This is a genomic window from Rhizobium sp. BK181, assembly GCF_014193305.1.
Classification (GTDB): domain Bacteria; phylum Pseudomonadota; class Alphaproteobacteria; order Rhizobiales; family Rhizobiaceae; genus Rhizobium.
Map to the genome: position 1 here is coordinate 66583 of NZ_JACHZA010000019.1, position 18875 is coordinate 85457.

Sequence of the window (18875 nt, forward strand, 5' to 3'; positions counted from 1 at the left end):
TGCACCTGTTCGTTAGAGTTCGGAAACGAGCCATCGCTTGTCTTCCCTGCGGTACCGAAAGATTCGACAAGTCGCATTCTTGGTCTACAGATCCTTTGCTATGCGCAGGCCATCGTAGATGGCCGCATGGGTATTGCGCGCCGCCACCGCGTCGCCGATCCGGAAGAGCTGGAAAAGTCCTTCCCTATTGCGGACCACCGACTGCGGCTTGCCTTCCAGGAGCTCGTCATAGGAGGTCTCTCCGAGATTGCTCGAAAGCGGCTTGAGGTCGAAGTAGAGCTGATCGAGCGGGATCGTCCCGTGGTTGACGACAATCTGGTCGACGATGCGCTGTTTCGACACACCGCCGTAATCGCTGCCGACCATGGCGACAATCTGGTTTCCCTTCCTTTCAGCGGATTCGAGGCGGAATGTAACTGTGAAGGTCACGTCCAGCTTCTGAAGAGATCGCATGTAAGGGACGAGGTTCATGGCCATGACCTCGGGGGCGAAAGAACGATCGGGCGTCATGATCTCGACCTTCGCGCCCGCCTTGGCCAGGAATTCGGCGGCCTGGAGACCAGCGTGGTCTCCGGCATCGTCGAAGACGAGGACATTCGTGCCGGGCTTCACATCTCCGGAAATGATATCCCAGGACGACACGACAAGATCGTTGCCCCTGGTCAGAACCTCGGTGTGAGGCAGGCCGCCTGTCGCGATGATGACGACGTCGGGTTTCTCCGCCGTGATCGTGTCTGTCTCTGCCCACGTATTGAAATGGAAAGTGACACCGAGTTTTTCGCACTGGGCCATGCGCCAATCGATGATGCTGATCATCTCGCGGCGGCGTTCGCTCTGGGCAGTCAGCCGGATCTGCCCACCCGGATTGCTTGCCGCTTCAAATACGACGACCTCGTGACCGCGCTCGGCGGCGACGCGAGCCGCTTCGAGACCAGCCGGCCCTGCGCCGACTACCACCACTTTCCTGGGGACATCGGTCTTCGGGATCACGTGGGGCATCGTTTGCTCGCGTCCGGTTGCCGCGTTGTGGATGCAGAACGCCATGCCACCCTGGTAGATCCGGTCCAGACAGTAGTTGGCACCAACGCACGGCCGGATGTCTTCTTCCCGTTTCTCGATGATCTTGCGGACGATATGGGGATCTGTCATGTGCGCGCGTGTCATGCCGACCATGTCGACCTTCCCGGCCGCAATGGCGTAACGCGCCGTGGCAACATCCGGGATCTTTGCCGCATGGAAGGTCGGAAAGTTTGTTGCCGCCCTGATTTCGCCGGCGAAGTCGAGATGGGGCGAGTTGGCCATTCCCTGGATCGGAATGACGTCAGTCAGACCCGGATCAGTATCGATATGCCCGCGAATGACGTTCAGGTAGTCGATGAGGCCGCTGTCGCGAAGTCTGCGGGAGATTTCAAGACCTTCCTCCTTGCCAGTGCCGCCGGGAAGGCGTTCGTCAGCGGTGTAGCGGACGCCGAGGATAAATTCGTTCCCGACCCTTTCTCGCATCGCCCTGAAGACGTCGAGACAGAAGCGCATGCGGTTTTCGAGTGACCCTCCGTACGGGCCATCGAGTTCGTTGGTCAGCGGCGATGCGAACTGATCGATCAGATGGCCGTAGGCCTCGAGCTCCACGCCATCCATGCCGCCAGCCTTCATGCGCTCGGCGGCGTCGGCAAAGTCCTTGATGATGCGCTCGATATCCCAATCTTCAAGCTTCTTCGGAAATGCCCGATGCGCGGCTTCACGATGATGGGATGGGGCAACGACCGGGAGCCAGTCCCCCTTATCCCAACGCGTTCGCCTGCCAAGGTGGGTGAGCTGGATCATGATCGCAGCACCCTGCTCGTGGACGGCGTCCGTCATCTCCCTCACCCAGGGTACGATCTCGTCCTTGTATGCCAGAAGATTGTTGAAGACAGGCGGGCTGTCCTTGGACACGGCTGCAGAGCCGGCCGTCATTGTCATCGCAACGCCACCCTTGGCGCGTTCGACCGTATAGGCCCGGTAGCGCTCTTTCGGCATGCCATCCTCTGGATAGGCTGGCTCATGGGATGTCACGATGATGCGATTGCGCAGTCTGAGGTGCTTGAGTTGGTACGGCTGCAGGAGGGGATCGTTCGACATCTGTCGTGCTCCGAATTAGCAATCGGTCAGGACGCTAGGTGGAATGTACATATGTGTCAACATTGAAAACATGAGGGTTAAATTTTATTGACAGTAATGTACATTTTAATTGTGTTGACCTTAACCATTTGCTAGGAGTTGCTCATGGACCAGAGTTTGAGCGACAGTGGCTGGCGTGGATCGCAGGAGGGATGGCTCGAGGCAGCCTATGACGCCCTGCTGGAGTCTGGCATTGATTCCGTGAAGATCCTGCCTCTGGCAAAGAAGCTCAACCTGTCTCGCACGAGCTTTTACTGGTTCTTCAAGGATCGTGAAGAACTTTTGGCCGGACTGGTTGCTCGCTGGCGCGACAAGAATACAGGGTCGATCGTAAAGCAGTCCGAAGCCTATGCGGAGACCCTGGCGGAAGCGATGCTGAATGTCTTCGACTGCTGGCTGGACAGCCGACTGTTCGACAGCAAGTTCGAGTTTGCCGTGCGCAGCTGGGCATTACAGTCCGACGAGATCCTGCGGGAGGTCCAAGAGGCGGATCGAGCACGGATGGATGCGCTTGCCATCATGTTCAAACGCTTTGGGCATTCCGAAATCAGCGCTGATGTTCGCGCCCGGACGACCTACCTTGTGCAGATCGGCTATATCTCGATGCAGTCAAACGAAAGCATCGCACTGCGCATGAAGCGCATCCCTGAATACATCGCGATCTACACGGGCGAAGTCCCTCAGCAGCGAGAGCTTGACCGGTTCTTCGCCAGACACGGCTACAAACCAGGCTAGGGAACGAGATGAGCGGAAAGGTTAGGATCGGGATCATTGGCGGCGCCGGATGGCTTGGCGGTTCCATCGCAGAAGCGATCCTGGCCGCCGGCCTCGCCGATCCCGATGATCTGACACTGTCTTATCGCCGCTCGCAGCCAGATCGCTTTTCCGCGTCGCACTGGACACAAGACAATCAACGTCTCGCGGACAGCTCGGATGTCTTGATCCTGTCGGTACGTCCGCAGGACTGGGGCTCCGTCCCTGTCACAATGCGAGGGAAGCTTCTGATTTCGGTCATGGCCGGCATCCCCCTCTGTGCGCTTTCAGAACGGCATGCGACCGAACGGGTTGTCCGAGCCCTCCCCAATGCCGCTGCCGAAGTCTCCCGATCCTATACGCCATGGATCGCCTCAGCTGGCGTCGATGCCGTTGATCGCAGCCTCGTGCGCAAAATCTTTGGCGCGTGCGGCGTCGAAGATGAACTGAAAGGCGAGAGCGACCTTGACTACCTCACGGGCATGTCAGGCACCGGACCCGCCTTCCCTGCGCTTCTTGCCGCAGCCATGATGGGGCATGCGATTGATCAAGGTTTGCCAGCGGATGTTGCTCGAAGAGCCGTCCTGACGATGCTGATTGGCACGGGGCGCCTGCTGGAACGACGGCAGGACTGTCCGACCGAAATCGTCAGCCGCTTTCTCGAATACCGCGGGGTGACCGCTGCTGGCATCGACGAGATGCGAGCCTCAGGATTCGACCAGGCTGTGTTCAATGGACTGGCAGCAGCCTTCAGGAAATCGGTGAGTATGGGAGACGCTTCCTACGACCGTTGAGGTGGGTTCGCGGCGCCCCGCCCAAAGATAAACGCCGCTAAAAAAGGGAACGATAATGAACAAGTTATTGGCTTCTACGTGCATGGCATTCGGGCTGCTGGGAGCGGCCTCCTACGCAAATGCGGCGGACTGTGGCAGCGTTACGATCGCGAGCATGAATTGGCAGAGCGCGGAAGTTCTGTCGAACCTCGATAAGATCATCCTGAACGAGGGATATGGTTGCAGCGCAGAAATCACCGTTGGCGACACCGTTCCGACCATCACCTCAATGGCCGAAAAAGGCGAGCCAGACATTGCTCCCGAAGCCTGGATCGATCTTCTTCCGGATGTCGTGAAAAAGGGCACGGATGAAGGACGCATCGTCAAGGTCGGCTCGCCACTTCCCGATGGCGGCATTCAGGGTTGGTGGATCCCGAAATATCTGGCCGACGCCCATCCGGATCTGAAGACGATCCCCGACATGCTGAAGCACCCGGAACTGTTCCCGGACGCGGAGGATGCGTCGAAGGGAGCAATTTACAACGGACCGCAGGGCTGGGGCGGCACAGTGGTCACCTCTCAGCTCTACAAGGCGTTCGATGCTGAAAAAGCAGGCTTCAAGCTTGTCGACACCGGTTCTGGTGCCGGTCTCGATGGCTCGATCGCAAAGGCCTACGAGCGCAAGCAGGGTTGGGTCGGCTATTACTGGGCCCCGACTGCGTTGCTTGGCAAGTACGAAATGGTGAAGCTCGATGCCGGTGTTCCAGCCGATGCCGCCGAGTGGAAACGCTGCAACACCGTTGCAGACTGCGGCGATCCGAAGCCGAACGCTTGGCCGGTCGACACGATTGTCACGCTGGTTGCAAAGCCCTTCTCGGAAAAGGCGGGACCTGATGTGATGTCCTACCTCGAGAAGCGTTCGTGGAGCAATGATACGGTCAACAAGCTCATGGCCTGGATGACCGACAATCAGGCGAGCGGGGAGGACGGCGCCAAGCACTTCCTGAAGGAAAACAAGGACATCTGGACAAAGTGGGTGTCGGAAGACGCTGCGAAAAAAATCGAAGCCTCGCTTTGATTGGTTGAATGGGCGGCGCGTTTGGACACGCGCCGCCACTTCACAAGCCGGAAAGTAACCAGGAGACTTGTCACGGCTCTTTCAGAGAAAAGGGGAACCGCATGGAATGGTTTTACAAATTTCCGCACATGAACGACGATAGTCTTCGTGACCTCAAAAAGATGATCGACGACGGATTTCGAGGTTTCACGAGGGCATATGGCGACTCCATCGAGACCTTCTTTTCTCCGTTGCAGCACTTTCTGATCGCTGTTGACCGGTTCATGACCCAGACGCCGTGGCCGATCATAACACTGATGGTCCTCGTGATCGCATGGCTGGGAAGCCGCAGCCTGAAGATTGTGCTCGGCTGTCTCGTAACGCTGCTGCTCATCGGCTACTTCGACATGTGGGACGACACCATGCGGACCGTCTCGATGATCTTCGTCTGTACGGTCCTGTCGATCGCACTTGGCCTGCCGATCGGCATTCTGATGGCACGATCGGACCGGTTCCAGCGCGTTGTCCATCCAATCCTCGACGTGATGCAGACAATGCCGAGCTTCGTCTACCTGATTCCTGTTGTCATGCTGCTCGGGATCGGACGCGTGCCGGGTCTCATCGCTGTCGTGATCTATGCGATCCCGCCGATGATCCGATTAACTGACCTCGGCATCCGGCTGGTCGACAAGGACGTCCTTGAGGCCGCCGATGCCTTTGGCGTTTCGAATTCCCAGAAGCTCTTCAAGGTGCAGATGCCGCTGGCCCTCCCCACCATCATGGCCGGGATCAATCAGACCATCATGATGGCGCTGGCGATGGTCGTGGTGGCCTCGATGATCGGCGTCCAGGGCCTTGGACAACCGGTGCTGAAGGCGATTGCCAATCAGTACTTCACCCTCGGCATTTTCAACGGCCTTGCCATTGTCGGCATCGCAATCATCTTTGATCGAGTCAGCCAGGCATACGGCAAGCGGCTCCAGAAGCATCGGGAGATCGTCCATGGCTGATCATGTTTTTGGCGGCATCAGGATCCGCCATCTGTTCAAGATCTTCGGTCCGAACGCGCGGTCCCATATTGAGGCGGTTCAGAAAGGCCTGACCAAGACCGAATTGAACCGGAAATACGGCCACGTGCTCGGCCTGCGCGACATCAATATCGAAATGCCGTCGGGCTCGATCCAGGTCATCATGGGCCTTTCCGGTTCGGGAAAGTCGACGCTCATTCGGCATATCAACCGGCTGATCGATCCGACCGCCGGCGAAGTGCTCGTCGACGGTGTCGACGTGGTCAAGATGGATGAATCCGAACTCCGGACGTTCCGCCGGCACCAGACGGCTATGGTGTTTCAGAAGTTCGCGCTCCTGCCGCATCGCAACGTCCTCGACAATACGCTCTTTGGTCTCGAGGTCCAGGGTGTAGAGCGTTCGAAGGCCGTCGACGTCGCCATGCGATGGTTGGAGCGTGTGGGTCTGAAGGGCTTTGAGGAGAAGTACCCGAACCAGCTTTCAGGTGGCATGCAGCAGCGCGTCGGCTTGGCTCGCGCCCTTTCGAATGACGCGCCGGTGCTCTTGATGGATGAAGCCTATTCGGCACTGGACCCGCTGATCCGCACGGATATGCAGACTGTTCTCCTCGACATCCAGCAAGAGATAAAGAAAACCATCGTCTTCATCACACATGATCTCGATGAGGCACTGAGGTTGGGGGATCAGATCGCCATTCTGCGCGACGGCGAAATCATCCAGCAAGGCACAAGCCAGGACATCGTGTTGCGGCCGGCCGATGAGTATGTCGCCAATTTTGTGAAGGAGGTGAACCGCGGCCGCGTAGTCCAGGTGAGTGCCATCATGAGCCCCTTGCGGGCCGGTGCTCCCATCGGTGGCTACACCATCGACGCCTCGACGACCGTTGAGGAGGCCGTTCGCCAGCTTGCGTCGGTTCCCGAAGGCGATGTGACCGTCATCGGTGAAGGATCCCGTCCCGTTGGCGTTGTCACGTTCCGCCAACTTGCAACTGCAATGGTCAACTCGGACACTGCCCAACCGCACGAGGGTGTCATTGCCCTCGTCCGGTGAGGCTATTGCAAAATTCCGACCCTCGTGCTCGCCGAACGCGAGCATGAGGTCTCGTGACCGGTCAATTTCAGTGGATCGCGGTTTTGCGATCGAGATCCCTGGAAGCAAGTTCTCCTGAAAGGCGTTCTGGGTGTGCTCCACCAGGCTCCCATCTCCCTGCCCTCTAGCCCGTTGACACCCAAGACCCCTCGTTTAACCCAAGCAGTGACCTGCCTCCGGGAGTGGCTATGCCCGAAACATTTCCCCGCCTCTTCAGCCCGCTTCAGATTCGTGGGCATACGCTTCGCAATCGGATTGTCTTTGGCGCCCATACAGCCAACATGGCCGTCGATGGGCTGCCGACGGAGCGCCATGTCTCCTACTACGCTGAACGTGCAATCGGCGGCGCTGCAATGATCGTCGTCGAACCGATGCCGGTCCATGCGTCAGCCGTTCTGACCCGAGGAAACTTCCGGCACTCTGATGACAGTGTCATCCCGCATTTCGAGAAGGTTGTCAGCGCCATAAAGGACAATGGCGCAGTGGCGATCCAGCAGCTCTATCACGTCGGAGCGCACGGTGATTCCGACAACTCCTTCCACCCGCACTGGTCGCCATCAGGTCTGCCGAGCTACCACGACAGTGACGGCTCGCATCCGATGACCGAGGCCGAGATCCTCGAGACGATCGACGGCTTCGTCCAGGCCGCACGACGATGCCACGAGGCCGGCTTCGATGGTGTCGAGGTCTGGGCAGCCTATCTTGGCATGGTCGACCAGTTCTGGACGCCCTGGAGCAATCGACGCGACGACCAGTGGGGAGGTTTGCTCGAAAACCGAACGCGCATGTCTCGCGAGATTCTTGCGCGGATCAGGGAGACCTGCGGACCGGACTTCATCATAGGCATTGCAGTCAGCGACGAGCCGGATGTCAAGGCGGCCCTCCAGCGAGACGAGCTTGCGGAGATTGTGAAGCTTCACGACGATCTCGGTCTTATCGACTACGTCACGTGTGGATCGGGCGGCTACCTCGATTTCTACAAGCTGATGCCGACGTTCATCTATCCCGAAAAGCTCGGCGCCGATCTTGCCGCATATCTCAAGAAGGTTGTCAAAAACGCCGTCGTCATCGCCGAAAGCCATATCCGGACCCCTGAAAATGCCGAGACCGTCCTTGGCGAAGGCGCATCCGACCTTGTCTCACTCGTTCGTGGCCAGATCGCCGATCCCCATTTGGCGCGCAAGGCAAGCGAAGGGCGTGCCGACGACATCCGGGGCTGCATATCCTGCAATCAGATGTGCTGGGGGCGCCGGTCGAGGGACTACTGGATAAGCTGTCTGATCAACCCTTCAGCGGGGCGTGAATTCGAATGGAACGGCGATCGCTTTAGCAGGACATCAGACCCAAAACGCGTCCTTGTCATCGGTGGCGGGCCGGCAGGTCTTGAGGCCGCAAGAGTTGCGGCGGAACGCGGCCACAAGGTCGTCCTCTCCGAAGCCGGAACGCGTCTGGGTGGCAACTTTCTGCTTGCAGGACTGCAGCCGAGGCGCGCGCAGATCCTTGATCTGCTCGCCTGGTATGAACGCCAACTGGAAAAGCTCGGTGTTGAGGTCAGGCTGAATACCTATGTGGAAGCCGATGACATCGACCCATCAAAGGTGGACGTCGTCATCGTTGCGACCGGGTCCTATTCGCCGGAGACCGGATTTCAGAAGGCCTTACCAACGATGGAAAGGATGCCCGGCTTCGACAAGAGTGGCGTTTTCACCGTCGAAGCCGTCATGGCCAGACAGGCAAGGCCAGGCAAACAGGTGCTTCTGCTGGATGAGGCCGGTGGTTGGCGCGGCTGCGGAACGGCCTGGAAGCTTGCGGAGGACGGCCATCGCGTTACCATCGTCACACCCGATCCGCTTGTCGGGAAAGAGCTTCAGAGAACGGCTGCCGATGTGCCGATGCGACAAGCCCTGAAAAAGCTTGGGGTTCAATGGACTACCGAAGTCAGCATCGTCGAATGGCACGGAAACGGCGCGACTGTTCTGGACCACAACAGCGGTGAACACAGCTTCATGGAAGCGGACGCACTTGTTACCGCGACGACCAATCACGCAATGGACTGGCTGATCCCTGGCCTGGCAAAACTGGGCGTCGTCGTCAGACAGATCGGCGATTGCGCGGCACCGCGGCAGGCTCCCTATGCGTTCTACGAAGGCAGGAAGACGGGATTGGAAATCTGACATGTCCGACGACGTCGTGCTCAAACGAAGGGATGCCGAGGAACTCGCCATGAAGGCTTGCCTGGCCTCCGGCGCAGACAAGTCGAGCGCACGTTCGCTCGTGAAAGCCACACTGTCGGCGGCAAGTTACGGGCCGCCAACGCTCGGCTTTCCACACCTCGTGGACTATCTCAATGGTTTCCGTCAAGGACGCATAAATTGCAACCCAACACCACGGCTGGACCGCGCCTTTCCTGCCTTCCTCGTTTCAGACGCAGATCGCGGCATCGCGCAGCTGGGCTTTGATCTCGCTTTTCCAGATCTGCTCGACGCGGCCCGTAAATTCGGGATTGCCGTCTTGACGCAGACGAACAGCTATACCGCTGGCGAACTCGGGTACTATGTCCGAAGGCTTTGCGATGAAGGCATTATCGGACTGGCCGCGACAAACGCAAATGCCATGATGGTGGCCAAGGTCGGGGGCAAAGTGGTCTACAGCACAAATCCGATGGCATTCGGATTTCCGCTCGGCGACCACACGCCGCCGCTCATTATTGACCAGGCATCCAGCGCGACCGCTTTCGTCAACATTATAAGAGCTGCCGAAGAAGGAAAAGCGATCCCCGAGGGCTGGGCAGTGGACGAAGACGGTCACCCGACCGATGAAGCCTCAAAGGCGCTGATGGGAGCCCTGTTGCCGTTCGGCGGGCGCAAGGGCGCCAATGTCGCGCTTCTGGTGGAGATGCTGGCGGCTGGTCTGTCGGGCGGCCCCTGGTCGCTGGACACGCCAGATTTCAGGTCGGGAGCTCAGTCCCCTGCTGTTGGTTTGACCGTGATCGCAATTATGCCAAGGGAAAATGCAGAAACGCAAATTGAGCGTGTCCGCGCCCAGGTTCGTCGTCTCCAGGATTACGGTGTGTTCGTCCCGGGAGTGAGCGGGATGGACCCCGCACCGCTTCCATTGGAACTCACCATCCCTCATAATGTCTTCGAAAAGATCGGGGCCATCATCGCCACGTAGAGGAACGTTAACGCCAGGATGTTGTGGCTCGTCATGGATTGGTCCGGGTTGGTTTGCCATTCGCCGCATTTGCCTCAATTGGTAAACGCGGCTCTCCACGTGCCTTAAGCGGAGGACGAGGCACTGGATCCGATCAGGTTTTTCAGTCCGCTATGCATCAGAGAAGCGGGGGTATCAGCGACACCCGCGAAAATCTCCCGCAGCAAATCAGCCAGGAGGTTCACCACCAGTGGCGAGTGACGCTGTTTGGGTTTCAAGAGCCAAAGGTCAACTTGCCCGGCTGGCTGCAATGGCTTTCGAACCGCCCTCGAACTGTCGAGATCTAGCCCGACATACCATTGCGTCGCCCCCATTGAACAGAAGGTCATTATGTTCGACAGCTCCATGCATGATGTGAGCCTTCCTGATGCGCTTAACCATTGGTGTTTTCTCTTCGTTGGTGATCAATGAATTGTTTCGGGCGATCTCCCCGAGCTATAAGCGGCAAGCCGACCGAGTTGCCGTTAACCGCGTGTCGCTGACGAGTAAATCAACCTCCTTTCACAACAGGCCGCGTCGAATGTGCGAAGGCCTTTGCTAGCCGTGAACTCGACCAGGAATGGAGGCCGGACCCGTGAAGTCTGCGAGAAGCTGGAAGCCGTGCGCGGATGGCGGCTCGGACAAACAGCACCTGCTGCAGGTCCGCATTTACATTACCGACATGACCAAAAGGGAAGAATGCAAAGGCATGGTTGGCTTGGTACGCGGAAGAAGATCTTCCTGCGCACGCCACTATTGGCGTCGCTGACCTCGGTGATGCTCGCCGGTTGGTCGAAATCACGGCAAGTGCGGCCGTAAAGGAGGCCTAGCCTCGGAATCACCAGGTATCTTCCGCCCGGAGCATGCTTGCGGGGCCACTCACCTGTTCGAGGTGTGCCCCTCACCATTAGTATTAGCGGCTCTGGAAACAATTCCCTGCGACACCAAATGACATCAGGCGCTCGGCCATCGACCCCCCGATGACCAGCGCAGGTCGGCTCGCACAGCAGCATTAGCCCCGGCACGCGAGCCGGCCACCCCCTCAACCAAAGCGCGCTGATAGAGCAGAAGCCCAGGTACTCTTCCTGCAAGAGTCGCCGCTACTCCATCAGTCTTCAAAAGAGCTTCGGTCCTGCGTACGCGCTTTCCGAGCGGTACTTCCTTTCTCACTCTGCCGGTTTTAACTATTAGTGATTTGTAAAATACCACATAAAGACGAACTATCGGATTTTAACGCGTTCAGGTTTCGGAGCCGACCCCAGCCCCTCCGAAACCAAACAAGCGTACGGCTTGGGCCTAGGCGAATTGCTCCAGCCGTACGCTCCTCTGGCCTTGTGGCAGCTTAATCGAAAGGCGAACTCGCCAATAGCTGGCAATACTGCTAGGTTTGATATAGCCGCAACGTCGACGTGTTAGGGGGAGGCATGGCAAGCATCTCTACCACACCGGATTTCGTCTCCGAACTCGTTCGGGCCCTAGACCAAATCCACCTGCTCACTCCCAGCGAGCGAAAAGATCTGGTCGTCCGCGGCGTTGCCAGCATCCGCGAGCTGCAACATACACTTGATGCCAGTGGAGTGGATACACCGATGGCATCCCGCACATTGCGCGATGTGGAGACGTTGATTGCCGAGATGGACGATACTCCCAACGAACTCGTTGCCGCCGCTTTCGTCGTTTTATGTGACCAAATAAACAGGCTCCTGAGGATCTGTGAGACCACATCTGCGAACGAAGACGGTGAAGTGCCTGCCTAAGCGGTTTTTTCGTTATGGCATTTCAAATCTCCTTTCATCTCCGCGCGCCCTGGTCGCACTCAAAACCTGAGAGCTCGCGCTATCGCCATCCAAAAACCGGCATCACGACATGCATGATACCTAGGCAAGGTCCCGCCAGACCTGATGCGCGGGAGCCTCACGCTGTCTTTCAGTGTCTACAGATAAGTGTTCGATCCATGGTCGCACTCAGGCGTTCATGTCGGTTAGTAATACGCATCGAGGTGGCGATATGCGAGATTTTGAAAACAAACGCGAAAACGACGAAACGCCAACGCCTGCACCGCTGCCTGAGGGCGAGGAGTTCTTCGACCCTTGGGAGGAAGAATTCCGCAAGAGCTTCTCCAAGGACGATAAGGACTTCGATCTTTTCTAATCCCGCTATTTCTGTCCAACGATCCGGGACAAATCGATCCTCATCCCGGCCCCGGCGGCGTTTTGCCGCTCGGCAGCTTGTGAAGCGTCGGGTATCCATGCAGGTGGAGCGACGAAGCTAAGGGAAGATTGGATGTTGATGCCTCCAATGCTTCCCAGAAGGTCGCCATCCGCCGGCATGTGGGAACGACTCGCGTCATCCGGGATTTAGAGTGAGCAAGCATCATCCACCCAGCATCGTTGGTTGCGGTCGTAGAAGGGTTAAAGCGATGGAAGTCCACACGAAACTTCTTCCGAAAAGTGAGTGGGTGCCGAATAATTCGCTGCTGCCTCTCATCGTCTACAAGTCAGCAGTCGATCCAACGGGCGACGCCGCGCAACGGTTCGAGGCCTTGTTTCAGGAAAATGGCTGGACTGGAATCTGGCGGAACGGGATATTCGATTATCAACATTACCATGTACACGCGCATGAGGTCCTGGGGATTGCGAGGGGGAAAGCTTCCGTCCAGCTCGGTGGACCTGCAGGGATCAGTTATGCTGTAAATGCCGGGGATTGCCTGGTCTTGCCCGCTGGGACGGGGCACTGCCTTGTCGCGGCAAGCGACGATTTCCTGGTGGTTGGTGCTTATCCGCCTGGCCAACATGCGGATATCAAGAGGTCAAGCGCAACTGAGGAGGAGCTCACGGCTATAAAAAACTTGCCTCTTCCCCCAACCGATCCCCTGACGGGCCATCCCGGGCCCTTGCTGAAGCACTGGCGATCACCGAACGCGGATCAGATCTGAGGCAAGGCCCGGTTCGCTTTCCCCAGTGCGTGCAGGTTCAGTCATTCCCGAGAGATTTGCTTGATGAACGTCAGTGGTTCAGGAAAGAAGACTGTCGATGCGAATTGGCAACTGCCTGACACGCTTTCCTGTCGCGTGAAACACGGCGCTCGCGACCGCTGCAGCGGTACCGACATTGCCAAGCTCACCTAGCCCCTTCACGCCAGCGGGGTTGACGTCGTTGTCGGTCTCGGGGACCAGGATGACCTTAACCTCCCCGATGTCGGCGTTCACTGGTACGAGATAATCCTGCAGGTCGCGATTGACGACACGCGCGCTCCTATGATCGAATTCGGTCGCCTCGTGGAGGGCTGACGAGATGCCCCAGATCATGCCTCCCATCAGCTGGCTGCGTGCGGTTCTGGTATTCATGATCCTTCCGCCCGCAAAGGCACCAACAATGCGCGGGACTCGGATTTCGCGCGTGCGACGATGGATGCGCACCTCGACGAATTCGGCCCCAAAGGCATATTTAATCATCTCGCCCTTCTCACCGCTCACCATCTCCATATTGCCCTTGTAGAGCTTGGAGACGGCCTCCGGAGAAGCTGTGTCCGGACGAAATTCCGTGTATTGCTCGATAACGCCGCTTCCGAGATTTTTGAAGGCATCCCTCAGGTCCTGCGAGGCGTTGCCGGCAATCAACCTGCCTCCCTTGAAGCCTATCGATCGCGGATCGCTTCCTGCCAGGGGTCCGTCGTTTGCCGTGACTACGGCTCGTGTGAGCTTGTCGCGGATTTCGCCACATGCCTTGATGATGGCTGACGATACGCTTGCAGTCGTATTGGATCCGCCAGCGACCGGGGCAGGCGGTAGGCGTGTGTCACCCATTTCCACCTCGACCACGACTGGATCGAGACCCAACTGCTCGGCGACAAGCTGAGCCGCGACTGTGCGGATGCCCGTTCCAATCTCGTGAGACGCCGTCTGTATCCGCGCGTGACCGTCATCGGTCAGCGTGATCCGGACCGCGCATGGGGCGACGTTGGAGGGATAAACTGCCGTGGCGCAACCCATGCCAATCAGCCAGTCACCATCCTGCGTGCTGCCGACCTGCGGATTTCGAGTGGACCAGCCAAATTCGCGTGCTGCCTGATCGTAGCACTCCATTAGGGACCGGCTTGAAAATGGCTTGCCCTCGATCGCATCCCTGCTCGCATCGTTAATCCGGCGAAATTCGACCGGATCCATGTCGAGAGCGACCGCCATTTCGTCCATCGCACTTTCCAGCGCGTAGACGTAAGGGGTCTCCGGTGGCGATCGCATGTAACTTGGTGTCGGTCGGTCGGCCTTCACCAGGAAGACCTTGGTCAGGACCGAGCCGTAGTTATAAATGCGTCCAGTGGTTTTCGTGCCGCCGACGACATAAGGATCGGGACGCGATGTCACCTCCCACCCCTCGTGCTGAAAGGCCAAAATCCGGCCGTCGCGCGCAGCGCCCATCCTGACATGATGACGGGTCTCGGCGCGATATGTTTGGGTCGTGAATGCCTGCGGCCGCGTCACGACGCAGCGTACCGGCCTGCCCAATCTTCGCGCCGCCAGCGCGACGATTGCCGTGCGCGGCGTGATCGGTCCCTTTGAACCGAAGGCTCCACCAATATAAGGGCTAACCACTCGCACGCGGTCGGGTTCGATCCTCAGCTGCCGGGCTATTTCGACCTTCCAGCCGTAGACATTCTGCGACGGCTCGTAGACGGTCAAATTATCACCCTGCCAATAGGCGGTCGTGGAAAACAGCTCGATCGGATTGTGGTGGTGCGTCGCCATGCCGTATTCGGCATCGATCTTTACATCCGCCTTGGCAAAATTGGCCTCGAAATCGCCGGCCTTTACGTCTTTGCCGAATTCCTCGCTTGCCTGCGCTGCAGCAACCGTTTCCGTTCCGTCCGACCCGAAACCTGTACTTGGTTGCTCTTCCTCGTAGTCGGCGTTGATGCGCATTGCCGCTTCGCGGGCGACCTCGACCGTCTCGGCCACCACAAGAGCGATAATCTGGCCGTCATGCCAAATCTTCGTATCGTGCAATGGACCGATCGATGTCGATCCGGAGGTTCCAAATTCCGGCGGCTCCAGCTCCTTGCCCACGTCCTCGTGCGTTAGCACGTCGAGCACGCCGGGAATGGCACGTGCGTCTTCGAGGTGAAGCCCCTTGATCCGGCCACAAGCGATAGCGCTCGTGACGAGATACCCATGAGCGATATTGTTGAGCGGGATGTCGGCGGGATAGGATGCCTTGCCCATGACCTTGAGCCGGCCGTCCACGCGCGCAAGTGGCGCTCCCATGTTTTCGCCTGGCGTTGGCGCAGCTTCACTCTTGCTCATAAGCTCATCTCCCGGACTTCCATCAGAGCGCGCACCAGCGTCTGCTTTCCCAATTCGACCTTGAATGAATTGTGTTCCCGAGGCTTTGCTTCCGCAAAGGCCGCATCCGCCGCGGCATTTGCGGCTTCCTCGGTCAGCGGTCGCCCCCGCAGCACGTCTTCGGCTGTTACCGCACGCCAGGGCACGGTCGCCAGTCCTCCGAGACCGATGCGCACGTCACGCACGTTTTTACCATCGAGATCGAGAGCGACCGCGGTCGAGGCCAATGCAAATGCATAGGATTGGCGATCACGGACCTTCAGATATGTGGACCTTGAAGCCCATTGAGGAATTTGGACGATGATGGCGGTAATCATCTCGTCGGGCCGCAGGACCGTTTCAATGTCAGGCCGGTCCTCCGGCAGACGATGCAGTTCAGAAATCGGGAGGCGACGGTTGGCATCCCGGCCCTGGATCTCGATCGAGGCGTCCAGCGCGATCAGGGCTTGTGCGAAATCGCCATGATATGTTGCAATGCAAGAATCGCTTACACCCAGGATCGCATGCTGCCGGTTGAAGCCGTCCATCGCCGAGCAGCCGGAACCTGGAAGGCGCTTGTTGCAGGGCCAGGAGATTTCGCGAAAATACTCGCACCGCGTCCTCTGCAGCAGGTTGCCGCCGAGCGTCGCCATGTTTCGGATCTGGCGACTTGCTGCAAGCTTCAGGCTCTCGCTCAGCATCGGGCATCGCCGGTTGATTTCGGCGTGGTCCTCCGCCTCACTCATCCGCACCAGGGCGCCAAGCCGGAGTTCCGAACCCTCGAGTGCGATCGTACGCATGGCGGTTTCCTGGATCGGGTTGATGTCCACAAGTCGAGAGGGACGATTGACTCCGAGCCGCATGTAGTCGGACATGTTCGTACCGCCAGCAATAAATTGCGACGGGGCATCGGTTGGGGGCTGCTGATTGACCTCTTCCATTGCTGAAAGAGCTTCGTGCAGCGTGTCGGCCCTCTCGTAGATGAAGGGTAGCATCAGACCTTCTCCATCTCTTCACGGGCCTGTTTTACGGCTTCAACGATGTTGGGATAGGCAGCGCACCGACAGATGTTACCGCTCATGTATTCCCGGATGTCTGCGTCGCTGTCTGCATGACCCTCCTTAACGCAGGCAACACCAGAGATGATCTGGCCGGGGGTACAGTAGCCACACTGAAAGGCATCGCAGTCGATGAACGCCTGTTGCATCGGGTGCAGCGTTCCGTCGGCAGAACAAAGACCTTCGATGGTCGTGATCTCGCGACCCTGGTTCATCGCGGCAAAGCTTATGCAGGATAACGTCCGCTCACCATCCGTCAGAACAGTGCAAGCGCCGCATTGTCCGTGATCGCAGCCTTTCTTCGTGCCGGTCAGGCCCGCGTGGTCGCGAAGGAGGTCCAGAAGCGAGGTGCGGCTGTCGACATTGAATTGATACGACTGCCCATTTATCCGCATGGATATCGCCACAGCCTCGTCTGCATTGCGCCTCTCGGATTCCTGGGCTTGCCCTGAAGCTGCGGTGGCTCCTTTGAGCGGGATGGCTGCAGCGGCAACCGTGATTGTGCCTGTCATGAGGGTTCGCCTGGTAAGGCCGGCACTTCCGGCGTGCGTGGGTGAAGGCATGCGGTCGTCCAACGTTCTTCAGATTTCGTTTGCCCGCCCCAGCCAACGAGGCTTGTCGACCGTGCGCTAACCTCTCCTCGGCGAAAGAGTTCCAAGGCGCGGTTGGTTTTTCCTGGCTTGCTTGCCCTGGCCCGAAGCCAATTTCGCTGAGTTTGCGATCTCCCGATCTGAAAACATTCTCAAGACCGACAGCGGGCGATGCCGATTGCACCTGTGCCGGCCCGATACCACGAACTCTCCACCACTTAGAGTGAGGCTTTGTGAGTTTCGATTACTATCGAGACGTAAGGCGATCAAGCGGACGGCAGCCGCGTCGGGTTCGCGGCGTCAGCTGGTCTTGCAGCTTGCGTGCTTCTACATCAGTCTTCGCAGAAGTGCGCGCAAGCCCGGCTGGCCCGCTTCGACCGCGGCATCGTTAATTGGAAACCATCTGGTTATCCGTGTCGCCTGCTCAGGGAAAGTATCGGCGACCGACGTCACATGGATGATGTGCGAGGTCACCTTGTATCGCTGCCGGTTGGTGTCCTTGACATAGGTGAAAGCACCGAACGGTCGGACTGCCACCCGACCGCGTATTCCGGCCTCTTCGAACGCTTCCCGCTCAGCGGCCGCATGGGTCGTTTCGGTACCTTCGATATGACCTTTCGGCAGACCCCAGCGCCCATTTCGCTTGCTGCCGACAAGCAGAATCTCAACGCCTTCTTCAGTGCGCCTGAGACAGACCGCACCCGCCTGTTGAATGTCCGGGACCCGGTGCGACAAAATGGATTGATACTCCGGGGTGCTCTCTAACATAGCATCGCCTCAGCTTGGCAATCACCGGCGTCCGGGGACCCTCTAGACCGGTCGGGGCTGGAGTGTCCACTGAAATGGGTTCATAGTTCAAGCGATGAAAAGTTGAATTGTTTGCCGACTAAAAACGTTCCAGGTTTACGCTGGAAAGGAGCGGGTCATGGCGGAAGTTGAACCAAAGCTCGAGCTGGTGACCTCGGACAGAGACAAATTGCTTGCCTGCGATCTCCTCGGCAAGCCGGATGAGACAATTACCCAGAACGCGGTCTAAAAACTCGAAAGTCGAAGCCGTGCTCGACCGGGGAGATGTGTCCGCCGGCGAGCACCGAAAGCTGCCTTCAGCGCTTCCAAGACCAGTGCTTCTGCCTTGATCTCCTCAAGCCTGGCTTCCAGCTCCGCCAGCTTCCCTTCAATTCCTCGACGACCGACACCATGCCAGACCAACTCCATCGACAGGGCTGGAGGTAACAATTTTCGCGGTCTGAATCTTGCGGCTTTTGCTACCTGGAAAAAACTGCGCAACGGCTGCGTTTGGTCGCGGATAGTCTCCCCGTATTCAGGATCAACTCATCTGGTCCATCCTGGACGGTCTATCATCGTGTCGTGTCACGTTGCTGTGTAACGAAAATTAAACTTAACGATTTCTTAATTAGTTATCTCTAATATTCTGATCGGAACTTCTCCCAGTTCCATGTGGCGAGACTGGCCCGCCTCGGCGGGCCTCTTTTACGCGGCTGCTGCCGTTAGATGCGGAGACCTTTGAAGCACTTCGATGCGTTGATCCGGGAGCCGACCCCAGCCCTCTTTGGATCAACGAGCATCTGGCCGGAGACCAAAGCGGAACCTCCGGCCAGATGTTTCAGGCAAATGCGGGTTCGGCTCCTCCCTGTCGTCATTGCGAAAATCATCGTCACTTTTGGCTGAAACGACGCAACAGGATCTTGGGCAGTGCGCTCCTGCGCGAGCTGCGCTCGCTCGTGTGTCTGGCTACTCGACCTAGAGCATCGCACTTGAATTGAGAATCGAGTGGGGTTTTCACGAGGGTATCGGTGTGATTCACTGCGGTTGGAGGTGAATCACATGGGTAAATCT

15 protein-coding genes are annotated in these 18875 nt (G+C 58.1%); 10 read left to right on the plus strand and 5 right to left on the minus strand.

Annotation, left to right across the window (positions count from 1 at the left end; translation table 11 throughout):
• Positions 1–84 precede the first annotated feature (84 nt).
• Positions 85–2121, minus strand: a complete 2037-nt coding sequence (locus tag FHT77_RS26715) for an NADH:flavin oxidoreductase (protein WP_183758021.1) — start codon at positions 2119–2121, stop codon at positions 85–87.
• A gap of 144 nt (positions 2122–2265) precedes the next feature.
• Between FHT77_RS26715 and FHT77_RS26720 the strand changes: the two genes are divergently transcribed.
• The 10 genes from FHT77_RS26720 to FHT77_RS26765 all read left to right on the plus strand — a co-directional run bounded on the left by FHT77_RS26720 (position 2266) and on the right by FHT77_RS26765 (position 12988).
• Complete coding sequence (locus FHT77_RS26720; RefSeq protein WP_183758023.1) at positions 2266–2895, plus strand: TetR/AcrR family transcriptional regulator; 630 nt, start codon at positions 2266–2268, stop codon at positions 2893–2895.
• Positions 2896–2903: 8 nt separating this feature from the next.
• Positions 2904–3707 (plus strand): pyrroline-5-carboxylate reductase family protein, encoded by an 804-nt coding sequence (locus tag FHT77_RS26725; protein ID WP_183758025.1) that lies wholly within the window; start codon positions 2904–2906, stop codon positions 3705–3707.
• A 55-nt stretch (positions 3708–3762) separates the two neighbouring features.
• Positions 3763–4764, plus strand: coding sequence for an ABC transporter substrate-binding protein (locus tag FHT77_RS26730; protein ID WP_183758027.1), 1002 nt, complete (start codon positions 3763–3765; stop codon positions 4762–4764).
• Positions 4765–4865: 101 nt separating this feature from the next.
• Positions 4866–5753, plus strand: coding sequence for an ABC transporter permease (locus tag FHT77_RS26735; RefSeq protein WP_183758029.1), 888 nt, complete (start codon positions 4866–4868; stop codon positions 5751–5753).
• Positions 5746–6822, plus strand: coding sequence for a glycine betaine/L-proline ABC transporter ATP-binding protein (locus FHT77_RS26740; RefSeq protein WP_183758031.1), 1077 nt, complete (start codon positions 5746–5748; stop codon positions 6820–6822). The genes FHT77_RS26735 and FHT77_RS26740 overlap by 8 nt, the downstream gene beginning before the upstream one ends.
• A 227-nt stretch (positions 6823–7049) precedes the next feature.
• Positions 7050–9035 (plus strand): FAD-dependent oxidoreductase, encoded by a 1986-nt coding sequence (locus FHT77_RS26745; protein WP_183758033.1) that lies wholly within the window; start codon positions 7050–7052, stop codon positions 9033–9035.
• A gap of 1 nt (position 9036) precedes the next feature.
• The gene (locus tag FHT77_RS26750) at positions 9037–10035 is read left to right on the plus strand and encodes an Ldh family oxidoreductase (protein WP_183758035.1); all 999 of its coding nucleotides are present in this window, start codon (positions 9037–9039) and stop codon (positions 10033–10035) included.
• A 1442-nt stretch (positions 10036–11477) separates the two neighbouring features.
• Positions 11478–11810 carry a hypothetical protein gene (locus tag FHT77_RS26755; RefSeq protein WP_183758037.1) on the plus strand — a complete coding sequence of 111 codons (333 nt, stop codon included), beginning with the start codon at positions 11478–11480 and terminating at the stop codon, positions 11808–11810.
• Positions 11811–12060: 250 nt separating this feature from the next.
• Positions 12061–12204 (plus strand): hypothetical protein, encoded by a 144-nt coding sequence (locus tag FHT77_RS26760; protein WP_183758039.1) that lies wholly within the window; start codon positions 12061–12063, stop codon positions 12202–12204.
• A gap of 268 nt (positions 12205–12472) precedes the next feature.
• Positions 12473–12988, plus strand: coding sequence for a cupin domain-containing protein (locus FHT77_RS26765; protein WP_183758041.1), 516 nt, complete (start codon positions 12473–12475; stop codon positions 12986–12988).
• A gap of 78 nt (positions 12989–13066) precedes the next feature.
• Here the strand turns inward: FHT77_RS26765 and FHT77_RS26770 are convergent, their stop codons facing one another.
• From FHT77_RS26770 to FHT77_RS26785, 4 genes are all read right to left on the minus strand, one after another.
• Positions 13067–15352, minus strand: coding sequence for a xanthine dehydrogenase family protein molybdopterin-binding subunit (locus FHT77_RS26770; RefSeq protein WP_183758043.1), 2286 nt, complete (start codon positions 15350–15352; stop codon positions 13067–13069).
• On the minus strand, positions 15349–16365 hold the full coding sequence (locus FHT77_RS26775; RefSeq protein ID WP_183758045.1) for an FAD binding domain-containing protein: 1017 nt from the start codon (positions 16363–16365) through the stop codon (positions 15349–15351). The genes FHT77_RS26770 and FHT77_RS26775 overlap by 4 nt, the downstream gene beginning before the upstream one ends.
• Entirely contained in the window at positions 16365–16940 is a 576-nt protein-coding gene (locus FHT77_RS26780; RefSeq protein WP_183758047.1) for a (2Fe-2S)-binding protein, read from the minus strand. Before FHT77_RS26780 ends, FHT77_RS26775 begins: the two co-directional genes overlap by 1 nt.
• A gap of 405 nt (positions 16941–17345) precedes the next feature.
• Complete coding sequence (locus FHT77_RS26785; RefSeq protein WP_183758049.1) at positions 17346–17786, minus strand: NUDIX hydrolase; 441 nt, start codon at positions 17784–17786, stop codon at positions 17346–17348.
• Positions 17787–18875: the final 1089 nt, after the last annotated feature.